General features: G+C 68.6%; 16 protein-coding genes. 1 reads left to right on the top strand and 15 read right to left on the bottom strand.

All coding sequences use genetic code 11. The features are described 5' to 3' along the window. Positions 1 to 343: 343 nt before the first annotated feature. The 14 genes from CKO41_RS08080 to CKO41_RS08010 form a co-directional block, all read right to left on the bottom strand. Positions 344 to 1963, bottom strand: coding sequence for an ArnT family glycosyltransferase (locus CKO41_RS08080; protein ID WP_200381778.1), 1620 nt, complete (start codon positions 1961 to 1963; stop codon positions 344 to 346). Continuing rightward, entirely contained in the window at positions 1960 to 2610 is a 651-nt protein-coding gene (locus tag CKO41_RS18650; RefSeq protein ID WP_242464104.1) for a lipid-A-disaccharide synthase N-terminal domain-containing protein, read from the bottom strand. Before CKO41_RS18650 ends, CKO41_RS08080 begins: the two co-directional genes overlap by 4 nt. Then, a complete protein-coding gene (locus CKO41_RS08065) occupies positions 2597 to 3364 on the bottom strand; it encodes a glycosyltransferase family 2 protein (RefSeq protein ID WP_200381777.1) in 768 nt (255 codons plus the stop codon). Before CKO41_RS08065 ends, CKO41_RS18650 begins: the two co-directional genes overlap by 14 nt. A 966-nt stretch (positions 3365 to 4330) precedes the next feature. Further along, positions 4331 to 5392, bottom strand: a complete 1062-nt coding sequence (gene trpD / locus CKO41_RS08060) for an anthranilate phosphoribosyltransferase (RefSeq protein ID WP_200381783.1) — start codon at positions 5390 to 5392, stop codon at positions 4331 to 4333. A 10-nt stretch (positions 5393 to 5402) separates the two neighbouring features. Continuing rightward, on the bottom strand, positions 5403 to 6395 hold the full coding sequence (locus CKO41_RS08055) for an alcohol dehydrogenase catalytic domain-containing protein (RefSeq protein WP_200381776.1): 993 nt from the start codon (positions 6393 to 6395) through the stop codon (positions 5403 to 5405). Positions 6396 to 6416: 21 nt separating this feature from the next. Beyond that, positions 6417 to 6998, bottom strand: a complete 582-nt coding sequence (locus CKO41_RS08050; protein ID WP_200381775.1) for a hypothetical protein — start codon at positions 6996 to 6998, stop codon at positions 6417 to 6419. A 58-nt stretch (positions 6999 to 7056) separates the two neighbouring features. Further along, positions 7057 to 7224, bottom strand: coding sequence for a hypothetical protein (locus CKO41_RS08045; RefSeq protein ID WP_200255097.1), 168 nt, complete (start codon positions 7222 to 7224; stop codon positions 7057 to 7059). A 24-nt stretch (positions 7225 to 7248) separates the two neighbouring features. Further along, a complete protein-coding gene (locus tag CKO41_RS08040; RefSeq protein WP_200381774.1) occupies positions 7249 to 8226 on the bottom strand; it encodes an ABC transporter ATP-binding protein in 978 nt (325 codons plus the stop codon). Then, positions 8223 to 9248: an oligopeptide/dipeptide ABC transporter ATP-binding protein gene (locus CKO41_RS08035; protein WP_200381773.1), complete on the bottom strand. Its 1026-nt coding sequence runs from the start codon at positions 9246 to 9248 to the stop codon at positions 8223 to 8225. Before CKO41_RS08035 ends, CKO41_RS08040 begins: the two co-directional genes overlap by 4 nt. Next, positions 9248 to 10594, bottom strand: a complete 1347-nt coding sequence (locus tag CKO41_RS08030) for an ABC transporter permease (RefSeq protein WP_200381772.1) — start codon at positions 10592 to 10594, stop codon at positions 9248 to 9250. Before CKO41_RS08030 ends, CKO41_RS08035 begins: the two co-directional genes overlap by 1 nt. Further along, a complete protein-coding gene (locus CKO41_RS08025) occupies positions 10591 to 11709 on the bottom strand; it encodes an ABC transporter permease (protein ID WP_200381771.1) in 1119 nt (372 codons plus the stop codon). Before CKO41_RS08025 ends, CKO41_RS08030 begins: the two co-directional genes overlap by 4 nt. Beyond that, positions 11706 to 14264: an ABC transporter substrate-binding protein gene (locus tag CKO41_RS08020; protein WP_200381770.1), complete on the bottom strand. Its 2559-nt coding sequence runs from the start codon at positions 14262 to 14264 to the stop codon at positions 11706 to 11708. Before CKO41_RS08020 ends, CKO41_RS08025 begins: the two co-directional genes overlap by 4 nt. A 245-nt stretch (positions 14265 to 14509) precedes the next feature. Continuing rightward, positions 14510 to 16222, bottom strand: coding sequence for a SulP family inorganic anion transporter (locus tag CKO41_RS08015; protein WP_200381782.1), 1713 nt, complete (start codon positions 16220 to 16222; stop codon positions 14510 to 14512). Between the two features lie 449 nt (positions 16223 to 16671). Next, positions 16672 to 17238, bottom strand: a complete 567-nt coding sequence (locus tag CKO41_RS08010) for an OmpA family protein (protein ID WP_200381769.1) — start codon at positions 17236 to 17238, stop codon at positions 16672 to 16674. Between the two features lie 547 nt (positions 17239 to 17785). Between CKO41_RS08010 and CKO41_RS08005 the strand changes: the two genes are divergently transcribed. Further along, the gene (locus CKO41_RS08005; protein WP_200381768.1) at positions 17786 to 20650 is read left to right on the top strand and encodes an adenosylcobalamin-dependent ribonucleoside-diphosphate reductase; all 2865 of its coding nucleotides are present in this window, start codon (positions 17786 to 17788) and stop codon (positions 20648 to 20650) included. A 23-nt stretch (positions 20651 to 20673) separates the two neighbouring features. Here the strand turns inward: CKO41_RS08005 and putP are convergent, their stop codons facing one another. Next, the gene (gene putP, locus CKO41_RS08000; RefSeq protein WP_242464102.1) at positions 20674 to 22149 is read right to left on the bottom strand and encodes a sodium/proline symporter PutP; all 1476 of its coding nucleotides are present in this window, start codon (positions 22147 to 22149) and stop codon (positions 20674 to 20676) included. Positions 22150 to 22377 lie beyond the last annotated feature (228 nt).

The raw sequence follows: 22377 nt of genomic DNA, 5'->3' as shown, positions 1-22377 counted from the left end.
TCCGGCCTCCGAGGTCCACCTGCTGACCCCGCGGCTGTGGAAGCCGCAGTTCGCCGACAACCCGCTGCGCTCGGACCTCAGCCGATCGGCGCCGGCGACGCAATAACGCCGCTCAGTTGCCGGTTACGACGCAACACCTCGGCGAGATAGACGGCCTCGATCAGCGTCGCGATGACCGCCGGGAGGTGCCGACCGAAGGTCTGGCCCCCGGATGAGATCGGCCTAGGATACCCGTAACCGCCTGTCAGCCACACAAGACGCAACAGAGCCGCTTCCCGAACAAGGCACGGCGCTTTCGAATCATTCGGTGCATCCGTCGTCTACGGGCCGGCGCGCCGGAGTGTCATCTGACGGCCGAGGCACCCCCCTGGGTGTCGACTGACCTGGCCTGGCGGATCACCAGGTAACCGGAACGATAGATCCGCCGATAGAGCACACCGCTCGCGCTGCGCGGGATATCATCGAGCCTCTCTACCAACAGTCCATCGGGATTCGCGTCGCCCCAGGCGATTGACGCCGCCCGGCCGATCTCCTGAACCGGCCGGGTCAGACGACCGGCGAAATTGAATTCGCCGTGGTAACTGCCGACGTAGGCAACCTCGTGGCCGAGGTCCTGTTGTGCCCTGATAACGGCGGCAATGTCCTCGACGGCATACGGTTTGGCGACCTCGCGAACAAGGCCCGGATACATGCCCAATACCAGCGCAAGGGTCAAGAAACCAGGCCATGTAGCCGGCGGCACCCAGCGTCGGATCAAGAGCGCGACCGGTACTGCTGCCAATACGATCCACCCCGATAACGAGGACAAGCCGTCGATCCAAACGGCGTACCCGTGCAGGAACTCCAGGTACGGCAACACCATCAGCAGTGCACCGAGAACGGCCGGAACAGCAAGCAGGATCCAGAACGTCAGTCGGCCGTTGCTGGCCACCTCACCGGAGGCAACCAGCGCACGTGCGGCAAACAGGGCAAGCACCGGAAACAGCGGCAGCAGATAATGGATCTGCTTGCCGCTTATCAGGCTGAAGATCAGCAACCCTGAGAGGAAGACCAGCAAGGTCAGGCGTTCTCCGCTGTCGTAATGCCCTTGCCAGCGCGAATGGATCGAACGCCACAGCGGTGACCACAGACTCCAGGGAAACAGCAGCAGCGGCAACAACGGTAGGTACCACCAGAAAGGCCGACGGTGGGCAAAGGATTCGACCATGCGATCTGCGGTCTGCCCCCACAGGAGGCGTGCGGCATAGTCCGCACCACCTGCGGCCGCGGCCGGCAGCGCCCAGGCCAGGCCGATCGCTACCCCGAGCAGCACCGCTGACACCATGCCTGCATACCAGTTGAACCACGAGAGGGTGCGCTGCTCGGTCATCCACCAAGGGGCCAGCACTGCCGCGGGCAGTGCGTAGACCAGGATGACGGGGCCTTTAGCCAGGATCCCAAGACCGATCGCGGCCCCGGTCATGGACCAACCAAGCCACTGGCGCCCGCGCCAAGCAAGCAGAATTCCCAGTAAGGCGAACTCAGCGCAGACGGTGACCAGCAGGTCGAACATCGTCACCGTGGTCCACAACAGCCAGAACAACGTGGAAAAGGCCAGCCAGGCGGCCAGGGGTCCAGCGCCACGCCGCTCAGGCCAGAGCGCCCGCGCGATAGGCATCAGCAGCAAGGCGCCGGCCAGACCCGCCAGGGCCGGTACGAGTCGGGCCGCCCAATCGCTCACACCGAGCAACCACCAACTCAGATTGATCAGCCAAAAGAGCAGCGGTGGCTTGTGGCTGTAAGGCTCGCCGTTGAGGTGCGGGACCAGAAGATCGCAGCGCAGCCACATCTCCCAGGCCACGCCGAGATACCGGGTCTCGTCGATCACCATGGGGTGACGGCTCCAGAAGGCCAGCAGCACCAGCAGCAGCCATGTCAGCGCAACGACCAGGACGGCGTCACGCCGGTTCTCGAGCCGGATCATCGCGTTTTCAGACCCCCAGTCATGTCTCTGCTTCTGGCCATGAGCACCAGATTCCTGGCATACACGACCAATCCCAGGCATTGGCCGACGATGATCACCGGATCGCGCACCGCAACGGCATAGCTCAGCAGCATCAGCGTGCCAACGATGCTCAGATACCAAAAGCCGCGCGGCATGAGGCTGCGGCGCTCGCGCTCGGTGACCCACCACTGCACGACGAACCGCCCGGTGAACAGGAATTGGCCGACGAAACCGAAAACCGTCCAGAAGTCGTGCACCAAGAGCGGCCGCAACGCCGAATCCGGTCCGACATGGTAACCGACCACTACGGCCAACCCGACCAGCCCCAACCAGAGCGATGCCGAACGCCGCACGACAAAGCTGTCCGTCTGCGGAAGCATGAAGCGGAGATTTCGCAGGTAGATGCCAAGGCTCGCCAACTGACCGGCAACGATCACAGGATCGCGACGGTGAACGGCGTAGGCGAGCAGCAATACCGCACCGGCAACGCTGAGATACCAGAAGTGAATCGGCAGCACGCTGCGCCCGGCGCGCTCACTCAACAGCCATTGCGACAGAAAACGGGCGGCGAAAAACACCTGCGCGAGAAAACCGACCGCCAGCCAGAGCATGTCACTCCACTGCATCAGCCGATTCCTGCACGTGGGGGAGTGAAGACCGCCGCTGGAGCCACATGACGCCCATCAGATCTACGATGCCGACAAGCAGTCGATCGAGGGTCCCGTACTTGGATGAACCGCGCTGTCGATACCGATGGCTCACCCCCACCGAGATCACCTGCCCCCCCGCACGCAGCATCAGTGCCGGCAGGAAGCGATGCATGTGATCGAAGTATGGCAGCGTCAGAAAGGCGTCGCGGCCGAAAACCTTGAGGCCGCATCCGGTGTCGGGTGTCGCATCACCGAGCAAGCGACTGCGCACCCTGTTGGCGATTCGCGACGAGACCTTCTTCAGCCAGGAATCCTGCCGCCGCGTGCGATGGCCGGCGATCAGAAAATCGCGGTTCTGCGCTGCTGCGACGTGCGCCACCTCGAGCAGACGCAGGATGTCCGCAGGGTCATTCTGACCATCCCCATCGAGGGTTGCGATCCATGCGCCCCTGGCCGCCATCACCCCAGTGCGCAGGGCCGCACTCTGACCACAGGGACTGCTGTGCGTCAGAACCCTGAGGCGGCGATGGGACTTGCGCGCGTCGCGCAACTCCTTGGCCGTCGCATCACGGCTGCCGTCATCGACGACCAGCACCTCGTAGTCTGCATGCTTGGCGAGGGCTGCATCGACCTCCGACAACAGCGGCAGCACATTGCCGGCCTCGTCACGCACCGGAATGACGATCGAGAGCTGTGGCAACCGGCGCTGCTCGGGGGCTTGGGTATTCATACACCTAAAGACAACTCGCACCGCCTGTCGTTTCCCGTCCGACACCAGGCTCTTCCTCGGCCTGCGCCGTGCGCTTGATGCTCGGCATAGTCCCTCAGGCGGCCGCTCTCAGCTGTCCCGCGCATCGACATACCGACGCCGAGCCTAGGGAGTTCGATCCGACGGTCTTCACGCACCCTTCGCCCCCCGGTCGGCTGACGAAGAAGTGTCGCCCTGAGCTCCGCAAAATATCGACCTTGCGAGAAAATGCGTCCTGACAAAGCCGGACGAAAACTGCGTGAGCGAAACATGGATGATACCAGCCAGATTGAACATCCTAATGCAGCTGTGCCGATGTTCCGGGACCGTCTCCGATCGTCGTCGTTATCGGCGTCATCGACTGGCGAATCTTCGTTGACGACCACGAACGCCCTCGAAATCTCCCAGATGCTGCGCGAGTACAAGACCGCGAACTTCCCGAGAGACCGCGCGTCGCGGCCTGCAATCCTCGCGTAGGGCGAGCCCAGATCATATCGTGACATGAAGACGGCCTCATTAGTTCGAGAGCGAGACCCTGGTGCAGCAGCGCAGATGGTCCGAAACCGCCTGCGATTGCTATCGTTGGCGTAATCGTCTCGTCGGCTTGCGCAGCTTCGCGTAACCCTTTACCCCCTTTGAGGCGGCATCTGTCTGTCTTCGCTCAATCTATTCTCGGTGGATCTTCGGCTCGCTCGGCGCCCGGCGACACTCGGATTTCATTAATCAATGAGATGCGAGCGCGGAATCATCTGCGGCATGAATTCTTGCATCCGTAACCCGCGGAAATCGAGGGCTCGCGAGGGGGGCTGAACGGTTACATCCTCGCTTACGACAATGAACGACCTCGGGATTTCCAATGTGCTGCACTAGCGCCTCCTTTGCATCTGAAGCACATGATGCGAAGGCCGAACCCAATCGGACCTCGCCCCTTCGGCTCTTTTCCTCTGCTCAGCATTGCGCCGTGACGAGGGCCTCGAGCTTGGCCATCGCTGCGCCGCTCGACAGCGCCTCGCGTGCCATCTCGGTGCCTTGCACATAGGAAGACGCATGGCCGGCCGCGTGGAGTGCGGCGGCCGCATTGATGCAGAAGAAGGTCGCCAATTCCTCCGGGCCATCGCCCGCGAGGACGCGCTGGATCGCCTGTGCATTCTCCGCAGCCGATGCGCGGCTCTTGATCGCGTCGAAGGCGACGGGGCGGCAGCCGAACGATTGCGGCGTGAGGGTGACTTCCGAGATGGCGCCCTGGTCCAGCGACAACACCCGCGTCGGCCCGCAGGGGCTGAATTCATCCATGCCGAACCGAGACGGAACGCCATCGACCATGCCGTACGGGGAGAGGGCGCGCGGGGTCCCGGTCTTCTCGAGGATCGCGACGAGTTGATCGCAGACGTGCGGAGCATAGGCACCGATGACGATGCAGTCCGTCTGCGCGCAAGGCCGCGTCAGCGGACCGATGATATTGAACACGCTCGTGAAGCGCATACTCCGGATCAGGCGCGCCCAGCCCGACTTCAGGAACGCCTCGCCGGGCAGGTAGCAGAGACCATTCGACGCGAGCGATGCGGACGCGCGTTCGAGCGGCGCGTCCAGATCGAGACCGAGGTACTCGAGAATGTCGCTCGCCCCGGAGACGCCGGTCACGAGACGCGCGCCCTTCTTGGCGACCGCTAGACCGCAGGCGGCGGCGATGATCGCCGCCGGGGTACTGCAATTCACCGTCTTGAGACGATCCGAGCCGGTTCCGACGATGTCACAGACATGTCGGTGCGATACGGCCCCCAGCTTGGCCGTGTCGTATCGATCGAGCGCGTCCCAGGCCCCGGCCAGCTCCTCGGTCGTCGGGCCGCGCATGAGATGGGCCATCAGGAAGGCGCCCTGTTGGAGCTCCGGTTGTTCGTCGAGGATGACCTGCTTGTAGAGCTGGCAGGTCTCTTCCCGACTGAGCGTCTCCCCGGCGGCGATTCGACCGATGCAACGTCCGAATTCACGCAGGGAGAGTTCGTCGGCCATGGCAGGTTCCCTATTTCGCGCAAGCCGCCCATGGGGCGAGCGAGATGGATTGGAAGAGGGTGTCCCGAGCGCAACGCTGCGCAAGGCGCACCGGGAGCGAGGCGAAATTGCCCGGCTCGTCGGCCAGTAACGAGAGGGTGTCTCGGTGTTTGTCGATCAGGTCCAGTGCCTGCCCGATTTGCGCGCGTGTCTGACCGAACGCCCCCACCAGATGGAGCTGGCGATAATGGATGGCGTTCAACTGCTCGGCGGTCAGGGTAGCGCCGGTCGGGCGCAGGCCGCTGAAGAGGATGCCCCGGCCACCGGGGCCGAGCGCGGCGAGCATCTGCGCGAATCCCGTCGGCGACGAGGTCGCATTGATGGCGATGTCGAATGGCCCCGCGTGACGCTCGACGAGCGGAATGGCCGCGGCGTCTCGGAACGAGCGGGTGATCTGCTTCCGATCGGCGTCGGGATCGATGAGCACCGCCCGCACGGGGCCGAGCCGTGTCGCGAGAAAGGCGAACAGGTGGCCGAAGGGACCGGCCCCGAAGATCGCGATGCGGGCGTGTTCTTCGAGCTGAACCTGTTGCAGCGCATTCAAGCAGCAGGCGACCGGTTCGGCGAGTACAGCGAGGCGGTCGGGAATACCGGCCTTGACGGGGATGAGGTTCTCGGCGGGCGCGGCCACGCGTTCGGCGAAGCCGCCGTCACGATCGACGCCCAGCACCGCCATCCGACGGCAGAGATTCTCCCTGCCTTGGCGACAACTGGCGCAGGCGCCGCACGCGCGTCCCGGCCAGAGGATGCCACGGGCGCCGCTGCCGGGGTCGGCCACGACGATCTCATGGCCCGGAATGATCGCCTTCGCCGTGGCCGTCGCATCCGGTCGAAGGAATCGACAATCGCTGCGGCAGAGCCCGCAGGCGAGGACATCGAAGACGATCTCGTGGCCTTGCGGATGCAGCTCGGGCAGAGACCGCAGGACGAGACCTGAATCGGGCTCGAAGCGCCAGGCGTTCACCGCGTTCCCGCCAGGGCTGGATCAGGATGCATCTTGGTCCTTCATGGGGATTGGCATCGGAAACCTTGCCATGGAGTCGATCCGGTCGACGTGGACGGCATCGCGCTCGCCGGCCGCGCTCCAAAACCGCCGCGCCGTCTCCAAGACGACCTCCGGCGCGGCGTCCACCGCGACCGGGATGTTGACGTCGAGTCCACGACTCCAGCGTTGGAGGCGCGGTCGGCGCAACCGCTGGCGGAAGGCCCCGTGTCGCAGCCCGATGCGCAGGAACGGGGCCATGTTGTGCTGGGTGTAGAACAGGTCGAGGCGCTCGACCTCCCGCCAGGGTAGCGAATCGACGCCATGACGCGACCGCAGGTCGCCGTAGCCGATGCCCGCGCGGTTCATGACGATCTCCTGGGGCCAGGTTCGACGGATTCGACCCGAGATCCACACGCCCACGAGCAAGAAGCCGGCAAAGACCAAGGTGAAGGCCAGCCGGGCCGCCAGCCCTTCCAGGAACGCGAGTTGTACGAACACGAAGAAGCCGCCCGCGATCAGCGCCACCTGCCGCAGGTACGCCGGATCGCTGCGTTGGGGATGAAATACGACCTCGGTCTGCATCGGCGCCCGCCTCCAGCACTTGGTGGCCTGGTGTCTTACCGGACCTTCTCGCTCCGCCTCACGGCCTTCGCACGACGCCGGCGGCGCCGATGAGGATGCCGGAGAAGGCGGTCGCGAAGGCGATCAGCGCAAGCGGGATGCCAGGCTCGATGGCGCGGACGACCTGGGCGAGCAGCAGCGCGAGGCCGGCGATGGCCAGCGCCAGGCCCGAGAGGATCATCGGCATCGGCGCCCTCCCCGGCGCCGGCCGTCACTCATGGAGCCAGCAGGCCACGCCGTGGCCAGGGCGCGGCGCCAGCATCGGCGGTTCGTCGCGGTCGCAATGCCCGGCGATCGCGTGCGGGCAACGCGGGTGGAAGCGGCAACCGGCCGGGGGCTTGACGAGGCTCGGCGGCTCGCCGGGCGGGATCTCGCGCTGGCGGCTCGCGTTGTCGGCGTCCGGGTCGGCGATCGCGGCGAGGAGCGCCTGCGTGTAGGGGTGCAGCGGGTGGTCGAGCAGCTCGTCGACCGGGGCCTGCTCGACGATGCGCCCAGCGTACATCACGAACAACCGCTCGGCGAAGTGGCGCACGGTCGCCAGATCGTGGGTGATGAAGGCAAGCGTCAGCTCCCGCTCGCGCTGGATCTGGCGCAGAAGGCTCAGGATCTCGACGCGCACCGAGGCGTCGAGCATCGACACCGGCTCGTCGGCGATGATCAGGTGCGGGGCGAGGATCAGGGCGCGGGCGATGACGACGCGCTGCTGCTGACCGCCGCTCAGCATGTGCGGAAACTTGTGCAGGACCTCCTCCGGCGCGAGCCGCACCTCCTCGAGGACCGCCCGGATGCGCCGCTCGCGCTCGGCGCGGTCCATGACCCCGTGGACGATCAGCGGCTCGGCGAGCAGGCGGCGCACGTTCATGAACGGCGGCAGGGCGCCGTAGGGGTCCTGCTGGACATAGCCGACACGCGCCCGATAGCGCTTGAGCGCCGCGCCCGCCAGGCCCGCGACGTCCTGGCCCTCGAAGACGACCTCGCCGCCGCTCGGGCGGTGCAGGCCAAGCAGGGTGCGAGCGAGCGAGCTCTTGCCGCAGCCGCTCTCGCCGACGAAGGCGACCGCCTCGCCGCGCGCCAGTTCGAAGCTGACGCCGTCGACGGCGCGCACCGAGCCGACCCGCAGGAAGCCCCATTGGCGCAGCTCGAACCAGGTGCGCAGGTCACGGACCTCGAGCAGCGGTGCGTCGCTCATCGTCCCTCCCCACCCGGGCGAAGGGTCCGTGATGCGGTTCGTTCCTCACCGCATCCTACGGTGTCGGCATGGAGCCAGCAGCGGACTCGGTGGCGCGCGCCCGACGCGAAGACCTCGGGGTCCTGGTCGCAGCGCGCGAAGCGCTGCGGGCAGCGCGCCGCGAAGCGGCAGCCGGCCGGCGGGGCCAGCAGGCTCGGCGGCTGGCCCGGGATGTGAACCGGCCGCTCGGCCTGGTGCAGACGCGGGACACTCGCCATCAGCAGCCGGGCGTACGGGTGGGCCGGGTGGGCGAAGAAGTCGGCGGCATCGGCGACCTCGACGAACTGGCCGGCGTACATCAGCGCGACGCGGTCGGCGAGCTCGCTGGAGGTCGCGACATCGTGCGTGATCAGGATGAAGCTGGTGCCGAGCTCGGCCTTGATGCGCTTGAGGACGTTCATGATGCCGGCCTGGGTCAGGACGTCGAGGGCCGAGGTCGGCTCATCGAGGATCACGACCTCGGGCTCGGTCACGAGCGCCATCGCCAGCACGACGCGCTGGCGCATGCCCCCCGACAGCTCGAACGGGTAGCGCTGGAGGAAGTCGCTGGCGACCCCGACCAGCGCGAAGGTCCGTGCCGCCTGCTCCATCGCCTGCACCCGCGACCAGCCGCGGTGCACGCGCAGCGGCTCGGCGACCTGCTCGCCGACGCGCACGACCGGGTTCAGCGCGCTCATCGCCGCCTGCATCACGAGCGCGATGCGCGTCCAGCGGACCTCGGCGCGGAAGCGCTCCTCGGGCAGGGCCAGCACGTCCTCGCCGGCGAGGCGCACCTGCCCGCCGAGGCCCTCGGCGTTGCGCGGCAGGAGCCGCAGCAGCGCCTTGGCGAGCGAGCTCTTGCCGCAGCCGGACTCGCCGAGGACGACCATCGCCTCGCCGCGGCGCAGATCGAAGCCGACCCCGTCGACGGCCCGTACCGGCCCGCGGCTGGTGCGGTAGGTCAGGCGCAGATCGGCGACCTCGAGCAGCGGGGGGACGTCCACTAGAGGTTCCTCAGGCGCGGGTTGAAGACCCGGTCGAGGGCGAAGCCGAGCATCGCGAAGCCGAGCCCGGTCAGCATCAGCAGTGCCGCCGGCTCCAGCACCCAGTAGTAGTAGCCGTTGTAGAGGGCGCTCTGGGCCTGGGCGTCGTTGAGGATCTTGCCCCAGGTCGGCAGCAGCGGGTCGCCGAGGCCGAGCAGCGCGAGCGAGGCCTCGAGGAAGACGAACGACGGGATCAGGGTCACGAAGGTCGGGATCAGCACCGGCAGGATCCGCGGGATCATGTAGCGCAGGATGATCCGCGCATCGCTGGCACCGTAGGCGCGGGCCGCCTCGATGTAGGGTGCCTCGCGGATCGGCAGCAACATCGCCCGGTACATCTTGATGCCGGCGCTGAAGATGCCGAGCGCGATGACGACACCGAGCATGACCCAAATGCTCGTCGAATAGAGGGTGCCGACCATGACCAGGATCGGCAGCAGCGGCAGGATCATGTTGACCTCGGTCAGGCGCTGGATCAGCGCGTCGAGCCAGCCGCCGAACCAGACCCCGGCCGCCGCGATCACGAGCGTCGTCAGGGTCGTGCCGACGGCCGCGAGCAACCCGAACGCGAGCGCCACCGGCGTGCCCCAAAGGAGCGCGACCATCAGGTCGCGCCGCCTGTGGTCGGTGCCGGCCAGGCCCGCAACGCGACCGTAGACGACCAGGTCGGCGGCGAGTGTGGCGCCCGGGTTCGCATCGACGTCGAAGAGGATCGCATCGAGCAGGAGCCGGTAGCGGCCGGGCTGGACGACGGCCGGCGCGCTCGGGTCGCCCGGCTCGGCCAGGAGTCCCACGTGCGGCACCCGCCCGAGGCGCTGCTCCAGGCTCCAGTCCTGCGACAGCGAGATGCGCTCCTCGCCACTCACCTGGTGGCCGCCGAGCGGGATATATCGCCCGTCGGGGGTCTCCCAGGTCAGACGCACGAAGGCGTCGCGCGCGCCCTGCGGGGCAGACAGGAACAGGTTCAATTCGCTCGGAAAGGCGGTGTGACGGTAGTCGAACTCGAGCGGGATCCGCAGGCGGCGCACGCCGTCGAAGTCCTGCTGCTCGCTGGGCGCATCGCTGCTGCGGACGACGCGCGTGCCCGGCAGGTCCTCGCCGGCGAGCCAGGCGGTCCAGACCGGCCGGGCGTTGACCGGCGACATCTGCCAGGCCTCGCCGCCACGCCACAGCTCCAGTGCCTTCGGGTACGGGATCGCGACCAGCGTGTAGAGGGCGATCACCACCAGCGCGAGGATCAGCGCCAACCCGGCCAGGGCCGACGGGTAGCGGCGCAACGGCGCCAGGATCTCGCGGCCCGCGCTCATCGCCCCCCCTTGTCCAGGCGCACGCGCGGGTCGAGCACCGCGTAGAGGATGTCGAGCAGCAGCACGGTCAGCGCGAGCAGGTAGGCGAAGATCACGACCGAGCCGATGATGACGGGGGTGTCGCGGTAGCCGATCGCCTGGAACAGGAGGGTGCCGAGCCCCGGCCAGTTGAAGACCTTCTCGAGGATGATGGCCCCGCCCCAGAGCCCGATCAGCATCAGCGCGAAGCTCGTGACGATCGGCGAGAGGGTCGGGCGCAGGATGTAGCGGCGCTCGATCAGCCGCGGCGGCAGCCCCTTGGCGCGGGCCATCTCGACATAGTCCTCGCTGGAGTGGATCAGGAAGAAGGTGCGCCAGGAGTAGATGGCCATGAAGATCGAGGAGATGAACATGGCCGCGACCGGCAGGACCATATGACGCAGCAGGCTCGCGGCATAGGCCCATGTGCCCTCGGGCGGCGGCACCCGGACCATGCCGCCGGCCGGCAGGATCGGGATCAGGAAGGCGAAGATCAGGATCAGGAAGATGCCGTAGTACCAGCCGGGCGCCGCCGAGGTCGGGGCGAGCGCGATGACGACTCGGTCCCAGAGGCTGCCGTAGTGGCGCGAGAGCACGAGCGCGATCCACACCGAGCTGAAGAAGACCAGCAGGTTGGCGGTGCCGAACAGGAGCAGCGTCGCCGGCAGCCGCTCGGCGATGATGCGGTAGACCTCGCGCGCGCCCTGGTCGCTGTGCATCTGCTCGGCCCGCCCCAGATCGAGCCGCATCGCCTGGTTGAGATAATCCAGGCTGCGCCAGATGAAGGGCTCGTCGAGCCGCAGGCGCTCGACCTCCAGGCCGACGCGCTGCTCGATCAGCGCATTGCGCTCGTCGCTCGCCAGGTCGCGGAAGGCCGAGTCGGCGCGCACCTGTTCGGCGACCGTCGAGCGGATCTGCACCAGCCGCAGCTCATCGACCCGCCCGCCCATGTTGGCGAAGAAGATCGTCAGGTAGACGCCGACGAGGACGGTGAAGAAGAGCGCGACGACCCGCCGCGTCATGAACAGGGCCAGGCGCTGCAGGTCGCGCAGTGGCCAGCGCCGCCCGGCCGTAAGGTCCGCCTTCGATCCGCTCATCGCGCACCTCCGTTACCGGCCCGGATCGCGTCGGTTCGGGTCGCGAGCGCCGCGGCCGGTACGGTCGCGAAGACGTGCGAGCCGAAGGCCGGCAGCGCGACCCGTCGCGAGGTCACCGCGACCTCGAGGCGGTTGGCGCCGACCCCGAGGGCCGCGACCTGCTCCGGGTCCAGGCCGATCCGCCAGCGCCCCGGCGCGACCGGCTCGGCCTCGCCCTTCGCCGCGAGCCCGCCCGTGCCGTCGAACAGCAGGAAGCGCGCCGCCTCGATCGCCTCGCCCGGATAGGGCTGGTCAGCGTAGGTGATCCCGAGCGTGAACGCGGCACCGTCCCCGGCCGCGACCACCAGCGGGCCGTCGAGGGCCAGTTCCGGGATCTGCGGCCTCGTGAAGCGCAGCCACTTGTCGGCCGGGTCCGGAAAGTCGGCGACGCGGCGCAGGACAAGGTTGCGCTCCACCGGGCGGACCGAGTCGAGATAGAAGGGCCCGTCGCCGACCCAGAAGTGACGGCGCGCCGCATACCAGTCGGCGAGCGCCCGGTAGCGCGCGGCCGGCTCGTCGTTGGCCAGATATGGCCCCAGCAGCTCGGGATAGGGGACCAGGCCCTGCTCGCGCGCCGCCCCCAGGTGGCGTTCGAGGATCGCCAGGCTCGGCCCGGCGACCAGGCTCATCCAGTCGACCTGCTGGCGATCGGCCTTGTCCGACGAGAAGGCCAGCTCGCCGCGGCGCTCGGCGGCGATGCCCAGCGCCAGCACGTGCCACGGCGAGACCGACGGGGCGCGCGCGGCGACGATCGTCTCGGCGTCTGGATAGATCTGGTCGCTGTAGATCTCGATCACCAGCGGCGCGCGCGAGACGATGCGCCAGCCGCGGAAGTGGCGCTGGAAGACCTCGAAGGTCGGCGCATAGCTCGCATCGAAGAGGGGGCTGTCGGTGTCGGCGCGCTCGAAGGTCAGGGCCCAGGGCAACAGGATGTCGGCGAGCGACATCGGGCTGCCGTCGTGCCAGTGCCGATCGAGGAAGCCGGGTTCGTACTGCACGCGCGTGCGGGTGCGCGCCGTGAGGCCCTCCGGGTGGCGCTCGCCGACGGTGAGGAAGCGCCCGGCCGCCGGGTCCCAGTCGATCCAGGTATCGGCGGGCACCCGGATCTCGGGGGCGGTCTCGAGCGTCAGCCAGTCGAGCGTGCGGGCCACCGGCAGCCCCTCCTTGACCGTCACCTCGGCCCCGGCGATGCGCTGCGGCCAGAACAGGCCCGTGTAGGGATCGGGTAGCAGCACCGGGTCGTCGAGGCCGCGCGTGATCAGCCGGTCATAGAGCCAATTGCTGCCGGCAACCGGGTTCCAGGGCTCGGTGAGCAGGTTCGGGACGCCGAAGACGACCTGACCACCCAACCGCCCCTGGAATCGTAACGTATAGGGCCAGAGCGAGGAGCCGGCGACGCCGCCGGCGAGATCGGTCGCGAGCGCCAGCTCGCGGGCGCGCGGCGCGACGTTGAGTTGGTCGACGACCCAGACCCGCACCGAGTCGCGCATCGCGAGCTCCAGGCCACGCAGCAGCAGCGACTCGCGCTCGGCGGTGCTGGCGTAGTCGCCGCGCTCCAGCCGCTCGGCGATCCGATCGAGCTCGGGGTCGGGGCTGTAGGCCTGCCAGAGCGGCTCCGGGCGACCGCGCGGCGTGTAGTAGTAGGTCAGGTTGTCCGACTCGTCGCGGTTGATCGCGGTCGCGACCCAGCCGCCGGTGTAGAGGTGCCAGCCGCCGGCGGCCGGGTCGGTCGCGATCCAGATGCGCGAGGCCTCCTCGGCGGTGCGGTAGAGGCGCTCGACGGTGAAGCCCTGGTCCTCGAGGAGATTGGCCAGGTAGTCGCCGACCTGCTGGCGGGTGTCCTCGGTGCGGATCAGGACCCGGATGCGCACCGGCTCGCCGTCGACGAGCCACCGGCCGTCCTCGCGGCGGGCGCCGAGGTCGGTCATCTCGCGGCCGATCACGGCGCCGGCACGCTCGGGGTCATGGCGGTAGCGCAGCTCCAGCGCCCGCGCGCGATCCGCCAGCCGGGCATAGTCGACGAACGCGGTGCTCAGCGGCAGGAACCGCGGCACGGCCAGCCCGCCGTAGAGTTCGTCGGCGACATGGCGTCGGTCGATCAGCCAGTTGAGGGCCTCGCGGATGGCCGGGACCTGGAAGGGGTTGAGATCGCCGTTCGCGAAGCGCGGCCCGACCGGGTTGACGGTGACCTCCATCGACGAGCCGTAGGCGAGGTCGTAGGCGGCGCTCTGCGAGTCGCGCAGGCGCCGGAACAGGGTCGTGTTGGTGATGCCCTGGCCATAGACGTCGAGGCCGCCGTTGCCGATCAGACCGGAGATCTTGCCGAGGTCGCCCTCCTGCGTGAAGACGACCTCGTCGACCAGCGCGCCGCGCCGCTCGGCCAGGGCCGCGTCGCTCAGCGGGACGCCCTGGGCGCCCGCCGCGCGCCGGTCCGCGCCGCCGCCTTGCAGGAGCAGGAGCATCAAGGCGGCGAGCAGCGCCAGGGCCAGCAGCGGTCGTGCAACCTTCTTCCACATCAGCGTGAACAGGGCTTCGACCTAAGAACGGCAGTTGACCGCTTCATCATGGATTCCAGTCGTTGCAATCGCGAAGAGGCTTTACGTGAGTCCTGCTCACCCGCGCGGCGAAGGCCGCTACGGCGCCCGATGCCTATCGCCTCGCCCGCGCGCGGGCCCCTGCGGGATATCAGGTCCCATGGTACCCGCATTGCCCCCCTTTCGCGCGCAGGCCGCCGCGGTCCCAGTCGAGCAGGGTGCACGGGCTAGCGCGCCCCGCACTCGCGGAAGATCGGCCGCGGACAGCCCTTGCAGACCGCCTTGTCGAGCTTCTGGTAGATGGCGCGAATGGCCGCCGACTTGGTCTGAAAGACATTACGTGCGCCGTCGCCATCGAAGCAACCGCAACGCTCCATATCCTCCCAGAGGCCCTGTTTGACATTGATCAGGTAGAGCCCCCCGCCGGCGGCCCGGCGGCGCGCGAACTCGCGCCGCAGGGCCTCGCCACCTTGCAGGTCGACGAAGTTGATGCCATCGGCGACGATCGCCAGGTGCTTCTGGTCGGGATAGGCCTCGCGGATCTGGTCGAAGATGCCCTCGACGTGCGGCACCGAGCCGAAGAAGAGCGAGCCGTCGATGCGGATGATCCGCAGCTGCGGACACTGGGCGATGTCCGGCTCGCTGGAGAAGGCCCGGTTCGGCAGACGCGGATCCGGATTGAGCGTGACGACGCGCGGCTTCGAGGTGCGCTCCAGATAGAGGACCAGCGACAGCAAGACGCCGGCGAAGATCGCCAACTCCAGCTCAAGGAACAGGGCCGAGAAGAGGGTCACCGCCAGCACCGAGATCTCGCGCTTGGAGCTGTGTATGATGTGGCGGATCTCCTTGAAGTCGATCAGCCCCCAGGCGACCAGGAACAAGAGGCCCGCCATCGCCGCCTTCGGCAACCAGACCGCGAGCGGCGCGACGAGCGGCACCACGCCGATCAGCATGACCCCGGCGAGGATCGCGGCGAGCGGTGTGCGCGCCCCGGCGGCGAAGTTCACGCCGCTGCGGTTGAACGAGCCGGTCGCAACATAGCCCGAGAAGAAGGACCCGGCGATGTTCGACAGGCCCTGGCCGACGAACTCCTGACTGCCGTCGATGCGGTAACCGCCGCGGGCGGCGAGCGACCGACCGATCGAGACCGCCTCGGTGAGCGCGAAGAGGGTCACGGCGAGGGCCGTCGGGGCCAGTTCCCGGATGTGGTCGAAGGTCAGATCGGGCGCGGAGAGCGGCGGCAGCCCCGCCGGCAGCGCCCCGACGGTGGCGATCCGCGTGACCTCGGGACCGACGACGAGATCCAGCCCGGCGGCGACCAGGCTGCCGCCGACCATCGCGGCGATCATGTAGGGGAGCTTCGGCCACCAGCGCTTCACGGCGAGGCCGATCAGCAGGGTCGAGAGGGCCACCGCCGTCGCCCAGGGATTGATCTCGGCCAGGTGCTGGCCGAAGTGGATCAGGATATCGTGCAGGTGCCCGCTGCTGTCGATCTCGACGCCGAAAAAGTGCTTCAACTGCTTGGCGGCGATCAGCACGGCGGCACCGGCCGTGAAGCCGACGACGACCGAATGGGAGATGAAGTTGACCAGGGCCCCCATCCGCGCGAGGCCGAGCGCCAACTCGATGACGCCGACCATGAAGGTCAAGGTCAGGGCCAGGGTCACATAGTCCGGTGTGCCCGGGACCGCCATCACCGACAGCGACGAGAAGAGGACCACCGAGGCCGCCGTCGTCGGCCCCGAGACCAGGTGGCGCGACGAGCCGAACAGGGCCGCGACGATGGCCGGGACCATCCCGGCATAGAGGCCGTATTGGGGCGGCATGCCGGCGATCGTCGCGAAGGCCACCGCCTGGGGCAGGACGACGATGACGCCGGTGATCGCGGCCAAGGTGTCGGCCCGGATCTCGGTGCGCCCGACGCCGGGCAGCCAGGTCATGAACGGGAACAGCCAGGACCAGCCTGACCAGGCGGCGGAAGGCTTCTTCAACTTCGAGTCACCTCGTGGTGCGGAAGGGCGGCAGCCGGGGTCGAGCGCAAGGCCGCGGCTGAGGTCGCACGGCGTCAGGAGCGGACCCGCGCACAGACGCAGGCCGCGGCGGACGGCCGCGCCGATCGCGACGGGGAGGCTGGCGAGAGAGACCGCCGCGCCAGGCGAAACGGCTCGCCCAGCGCGCGCATCGCCCCTGGCCCGGGCGTTGTTGTCTTTCGTGGCGCAGAGTTTAGCGCCGGCGGGGCATCGGCTCCAAGGGCGGCGTGGTCGGCTACCGGCGAGGCCAACGACCGGCGGATCGCGAGCAGCCAACGAAAAGGCCGCCTCGCGGCGGCCTCTCGACACCTCGCCGCGACCCCGCGAACGGGGCCGCGCGAGTCTGCAAACGAGGGGACTCAGCCCTCGCTCTTGATCGTCACCCGGCGCTGCTCCAGCGCGTAGGGGCTGAACTCGGGCAGCATGTCGCGCTCGCCCATGCTCTGGGCCGGACCGATCTGGCTCTCCGGGATGCCCTTGGAGATCAGGTAGTCGCGCACGGTGTTGGCGCGACGCTGGCCGAGGACGTCGTTGTACTCGTAGGAACCCTTCGCGTCGGTGTGGCCGACGACCGTCAGGTACTCGTTGGCCGGCGTGGTCTTGACGTCGGCGATGTAGGAATCGAGCCGACGCAGTTCGTCGTCGTTGACGATGTTCTGCAATTGGTACTTATCGAACTCGAAATTCAGGCGCACGACGAATTCTTCAGGGACCACGGCGGTGACGCAGGGCTGGAGATCGGTCGGCCCGCCCAGGCTCTGCCAGCACTCGCCATAGCTCGTCACCCAGGCGGTCTGCGGCTCGGCCGACGACCAGAAACGCTCGATCATCTCGGCGCTGGCCGCGAACGGCGCGGCCAGGCCGGCCGCGAGTAGAACAGGTGCGACGAACCGCGCGGCACGGAGGGCACTTCTTGATTTGGACATGGTGTTTTCCTCTGATTCAGGGTTTACAGATGTGGCCAAAAGTCGGCAACCCGGATCACTGCCACTCGCAGAGAGCGGAAAAGCAACCGATAGCCGCCTTCCCGCCACGCTGTAGGCTCCTGTTTGCGGGCTCCGCCACTCGAGGACGCGCAAAAAAGGCCGTCGATACGCGAATGGTCTACCCGTATCCTAGTGTAACGTATGTTGCGGATAATAGTGCAACAAATTTTGTCTTTTCGCACGAATCCATCACCGCGCCCTACCCGATAGAGACGCAAGTAATTGTTTTAACTAACCAATAAAAGTCGACCGGTTTGGTGACGACAATGCGACTGTTGTCTTTTTGCAAAATTACCCCGCCCCGGACGACCCGAGCCCAAGCGGCGGGGCGACCCGCCGGCGCGCGTCGACACCGCACGCCATCGACCGGCGGTTGGGCGCGCCGCCGGCTGTCCGACGGACCCCGGCCCCCGCCGCAAGGGCGCATCGAGCGACCGAACCGACCGCGCGCGATCCCGGAATACAGCATGGCGAAGAGGGACGACGGATGAGCGAGGAATCACCACAGACCATCTCCACCAAGGTCCTGATCGAAAAGTATTGCCGGGGGGGCGAGGACTCGGTCGCGGCGGTACGACGCCGCGTCGCCGAGGCGCTAGCCGCCGTCGAGGCCGAGCCCCAGCGCTGGGCACCGCGCTTCCTCGCCGCCCAGGGGCAAGGTCTGGTCATGGCCGGGCGAATCAATGCCGCGGCCGGCACGACCCAGCGCTCGACCTGGATCAACTGCTTCGTCCAGCCGATCGGCGACAGCGTCTCGGGCTACGATGCCGAGGGGGTCCCGGGCATCTATCTGGCCCTCCAGCAGGCGACCGAGACGATGCGCCTGGGCGGCGGCGTCGGCTACGACTTCTCGCCGTTGCGCCCGCGCGGCGCCCTGGTCGGCGGCACCGGCGCCGAGGCCTCCGGGCCGATCAGCTACATGCGGGTCTTCGATCGCTCCTGCGCGACCGTGATCTCGGCCGGGGCACGGCGCGGCGCCCAGATGGCGATCCTACGCTGCGACCACCCCGACATCCTCGAATTCATCCAGGCCAAGGACGAGGCCGGCGAGCTGACCAACTTCAACCTCTCGGTGGCCGTCACCGATGCGCTGATCGAGGCCGTCCTCGCCGACCGCGACTTCGCGCTCGTGCACCGCCGCGCGCCGACCCCGGCCCTGGTCGCCGAGCTCGGCGCCTACCAGCGCGACGACGGCCTCTGGGTCTACCGCACCCTGCCCGCCCGCGCGCTGTGGGACGCGATCATGGCCTCGACCTACGACCACGGCGAGCCCGGGGTCTTCTTCGTCGACCGGGTCAACGCCGACAACAACCTCGCCTACTGCGAATCCATCGCCGCGACCAATCCGTGCGCCGAGGAGCCGCTACCGCCGTACGGCTGCTGCTGCCTGGCGAGCATCGACCTCACGAGGCTGGTCGAGGACCCCTTCACCGACGAGGCCCAGCTCGACTGGGAGGGGTTGCGCCAGCTCGTCGCGATCGGCGTGCGGATGCTCGACGATGTCCTGGACGCCACCCCCTGGCCGATCCCGGAACAGGCGGCCGAGGCCCAGGCCAAGCGCCGCGTCGGGCTGGGCATGCTCGGCCTCGGCGACGCCCTGATCCTGCTCGGGCTGCGCTACGACAGTGCGGAGGCCCGCGAACTCGCGGCGGCGATCGCCCGCACGATGCGCGATGCCGCCTATCGGGCGAGCATCGCGCTCGCCCAGGAACGCGGCCCCTTCCCGCTCTTCGACGCCGAGGGCTACCTGGCCTCGGGCTTCGCGATGCGCCTGCCCGACGACATCCGCGAGGCGATCCGCGCCCACGGCATCCGCAACTCCCACCTGCTCTCGATCGCCCCGACCGGGACCATCTCGCTGGCCTTCGCCGACAACGCCTCCAACGGCATCGAGCCGCCGTTCAGCTGGTACTACGAGCGGCGCATCCGCACGGCGAACGGCGGCTGGGACGTCCACCTGGTCGAGGACCAGGCCTTCCGCCGCTACCGCGCCCGACACGGCCTGGCCTCGCGGGCGCCGGCCGAGGTGGCCGCCCAGCTGCCCTCCAGCTTCGTCTCGGCGCTGGAGATCCCGGCGCGCGACCATGCCCTGATGGTCGCCGCCTTGCAGCCCTACGTCGACGCGGCCATCTCCAAGACCGTCAATATTCCGACCGATTATCCGTTCGAGGACTTCGAGGACATCTACCTCGAGGCCTGGCGCGCCGGCGCCAAGTCGCTCGCGACCTTCCGCCCCAACCCCATCACCGGGTCGATCCTCGCGGCGGCCAAGCCGAGCGCCGACCTGCCGGAGGGCACCGTCGAGGACCTGGTGCAGTCCGACCCCGACCGGCGCGTGCGCCTGGAACGCCTGCCGGAGTTCACGCTCAACAGCGTGCGCTGGCCCTCGCGCCCGCGACTGGTCGCCGGCAATCCGGCCTGGACCTTCCTCGTGCGTCACCCCGGCGGGGCCAAGTTCGCCGTCTTCGTCGGCCACATCGAGAACGACGCCCCCTACCCCTTCGAGGTCTGGGTGACCGGCGAGCCGCCGCGCGGCCTCGCGGCCCTGGCCAAGAACCTCTCGCACGACATGTACTCGAGCGACCGCGCCTGGCTGAAGCTCAAGCTCACGGCCCTGATGCGCACCAGCGGCGACGACGCCTTCGCGCTGGCGATGCCGCCCGACGGCGAACCGGTCCAGGTGCCGAGCATCGTCAGCGCCTTCGCCCGGATCGTCCACTACCGCTGCCAGGCCCTGGGGGCCTTCGACGCCCACGAGGCGAGCCCGGTCAAGGATGCCCTGATCTCGCCGAAGGAGCCCAAGACCGGACCGGACGGCACCCTATCCTGGACCGTCGACATCGAGAACCCGGCGACCGGTGACGACTGCGTGCTGTTTCTGAAGGAGCTGGTGCTACCCGACGGCCAGCGCCGCCCCTACTCGGTGTGGCTCTCGGGCGAGTACCCGCGGGTCCTCGACGGGCTGTGCAAGTCGCTGTCCTACGACATGCGCGTCGTCGACACCGCCTGGATCGCCCGCAAGCTGCGCAAGCTGCTGAACTTCGAGGAACCGCAGGGCGATTTCCTGGCCCCGGCGCCCGGCAGCCGGCGCCAGCGGCGCTACCCCTCGACGGTCGCCTACCTGGCCGCGCTGATGACCCACCGTTACCACACCCTCGGCCTGCTCGACGAGGACGGCCGCCCGGTGAGCCCGCTCGGCGTCGTCGCCCCGCCGATCCAACGCGCCCCGCCGCCGGAGATCGGCGCCGCGGGGATCGGCGCCCGCTGCCCCGAGTGCGGGGCGCTGGCCGTCGTGCGCGTGGAGGGCTGCAAGCGCTGCCGCGCCTGCGGCTGGATCGGCGACTGCGGGTAGCGCGTGGCGCCGGCCGCGCGCACTCAGAGTCCCGCGCGGCAGCGCTCGAACCCCTCGCGCACGGCCCGCGGCGGCGGCGCCGTGACGAGGCTCGCGATGACGATGGCCAGGGTCGCGAAGAGGATCCCCGGGACGATCTCGTAGAGATCGAACAGGCCGCCCTCGAGCGGCTTCCAGGCGACCACGGTCAGGCCGCCGACGAGGACCCCGGCGAGCGCCCCGGTCCGATTCATCCGCCGCCAGTAGAGCGACAGCAGGAGGACCGGACCGAACGCGGCGCCGAAACCGGCCCAGGCATAGCCGACCAGCCCGAGGACCGAGCTGTCCGGATCGAAGGCGAGCCAGGTGGCGACGACGGCCAGGAGGACCACCGCCCCCCGTCCGACCGCGACGATCTCGCGCTGCCTGGCGGCGGGGCGCGCGAGCTGGCGATAGAGGTCCTCGGCGAGGGCCGAGGACGAGACGAGGAGCTGGGAGTCGGCCGTCGACATGATCGCCGCGAGGATCGCCGCGAGCAGGATGCCGGCGACGACCGGGTGGGTCAGGGCATGGACGAGGACCATGAAGATGGTCTCGGCATCGGCGAGCTGGCCGCCGAGGTTGGCGTCGACATAGGCGACGCCGGCGAGCCCGACCAGGATCGCGCCGCCCATCGTCGCCGCCGACCAACCGACGGCGATGCGCCGCGCGAGCGGCACGTCGGCACCGCTGCGGATGCCGGCGAAGCGCGCCAGGATGTGCGGCTGACCGAAATAGCCGAGCCCCCAGGCCGCCAGCGACACGATCGCGATCAGCGTCAACGGCTCGCCCGCCCCGTCGACCCATGGCGAGAGCAGCGCCGGATGGTCCTGCCCGAGCGTCGCGAGCAACGCATCGACGCCGCCGGTCCCCTGGATCGCGATGATCGGCACGACGAGCAGGGCCGCCGCCATCAGCAGCCCCTGCACCAGATCGGTCCAGGAGACGGCCAGAAAGCCGCCGAAGAGGGTGTAGGAGACGACGCAGAGCGCCCCGACGACGACGGCGACCTCGTAGTTCAAGCCGAAGACGGTCTCGAAGAGCTTGCCGCCGGCGACCAGGCCGGCACTCGTGTAGAAGAGGAAGAAGAGCAGGATGAAGACGGCCGAGAGGCCCTGGAGCCAGTGGCCGCGGTCGCCGAAACGGTTGGCGAAGTACTCGGGGATCGTCAGCGCGTCGTCGGCGAGGTAGCTGAAGGTCCGCAGGCGCCGCGCGACCAGGCGCCAGTTGAGCCAGGTCCCGGCGAGCAACCCGCCGGCGAGCCACAGGGACCCGAGCCCCGAGGTGAAGGCGAAGCCCGGCAGGCCGAGCATCAGCCAACCGCTCATGTCCGAGGCCCCGGCCGAGAGCGCCGCCGGCCAAGGCCCGAGGCTGCGCCCGCCGAGGAAGTAGCCCGAGGAGTCGCTGGTGCGCCGGTAGGCCCAGGCGCCGATGCCGAGCATCATGGCCAGATAGACGACGAAGGTGGCGGTCACCGCCATGCCCGTATCAACCATCGCATCACCCCCCGCCGTACCAGATCCGCACGCCCGCACCGGCGCCGGGTGCGCACCACGCACCGAGCGCCCGCCGCCCGACCCCGGGATCGATGCCCGAGGACCGATTCCGGGGCCAGGTCCCTGCCGTACCCGATCGCCCCCGAAGGGCAGATGGTACGCGGTGCGTACCCGAGATGGCTATCAACACTAGAAGCGGCAGTTGGACGGCCT

Source organism: Thiococcus pfennigii (assembly GCF_016583835.1).
Taxonomy (GTDB): domain Bacteria; phylum Pseudomonadota; class Gammaproteobacteria; order Chromatiales; family Chromatiaceae; genus Thiococcus; species Thiococcus pfennigii.
This window is presented reverse-complemented; position numbering and strand designations above follow the sequence as displayed.

Excerpts from the sequence above, each read along its gene's own strand:
- CKO41_RS18650 (WP_242464104.1), bottom strand. The coding sequence starts at position 2,610 with ATGCAGTGGAGTGACATGCTCTGGCTGGCGGTCGGTTTTCTCGCGCAG.
- CKO41_RS08065 (WP_200381777.1), bottom strand. The coding sequence starts at position 3,364 with ATGAATACCCAAGCCCCCGAGCAGCGCCGGTTGCCACAGCTCTCGATC.
- CKO41_RS08080 (WP_200381778.1), bottom strand. The coding sequence starts at position 1,963 with ATGATCCGGCTCGAGAACCGGCGTGACGCCGTCCTGGTCGTTGCGCTG.
- CKO41_RS08010 (WP_200381769.1), bottom strand. The coding sequence starts at position 17,238 with ATGTCCAAATCAAGAAGTGCCCTCCGTGCCGCGCGGTTCGTCGCACCT.
- CKO41_RS08050 (WP_200381775.1), bottom strand. The coding sequence starts at position 6,998 with ATGCAGACCGAGGTCGTATTTCATCCCCAACGCAGCGATCCGGCGTAC.
- CKO41_RS08005 (WP_200381768.1), top strand. The coding sequence starts at position 17,786 with ATGAGCGAGGAATCACCACAGACCATCTCCACCAAGGTCCTGATCGAA.
- CKO41_RS08015 (WP_200381782.1), bottom strand. The coding sequence starts at position 16,222 with ATGACCTGGCTGCCCGGCGTCGGGCGCACCGAGATCCGGGCCGACACC.
- CKO41_RS08030 (WP_200381772.1), bottom strand. The coding sequence starts at position 10,594 with ATGAGCGCGGGCCGCGAGATCCTGGCGCCGTTGCGCCGCTACCCGTCG.
- CKO41_RS08020 (WP_200381770.1), bottom strand. The coding sequence starts at position 14,264 with ATGTGGAAGAAGGTTGCACGACCGCTGCTGGCCCTGGCGCTGCTCGCC.
- CKO41_RS08045 (WP_200255097.1), bottom strand. The coding sequence starts at position 7,224 with ATGCCGATGATCCTCTCGGGCCTGGCGCTGGCCATCGCCGGCCTCGCG.
- CKO41_RS08040 (WP_200381774.1), bottom strand. The coding sequence starts at position 8,226 with ATGAGCGACGCACCGCTGCTCGAGGTCCGTGACCTGCGCACCTGGTTC.
- putP (WP_242464102.1), bottom strand. The coding sequence starts at position 22,149 with ATGGCGGTGACCGCCACCTTCGTCGTCTATCTGGCCATGATGCTCGGC.
- trpD (WP_200381783.1), bottom strand. The coding sequence starts at position 5,392 with ATGGCCGACGAACTCTCCCTGCGTGAATTCGGACGTTGCATCGGTCGA.
- CKO41_RS08025 (WP_200381771.1), bottom strand. The coding sequence starts at position 11,709 with ATGAGCGGATCGAAGGCGGACCTTACGGCCGGGCGGCGCTGGCCACTG.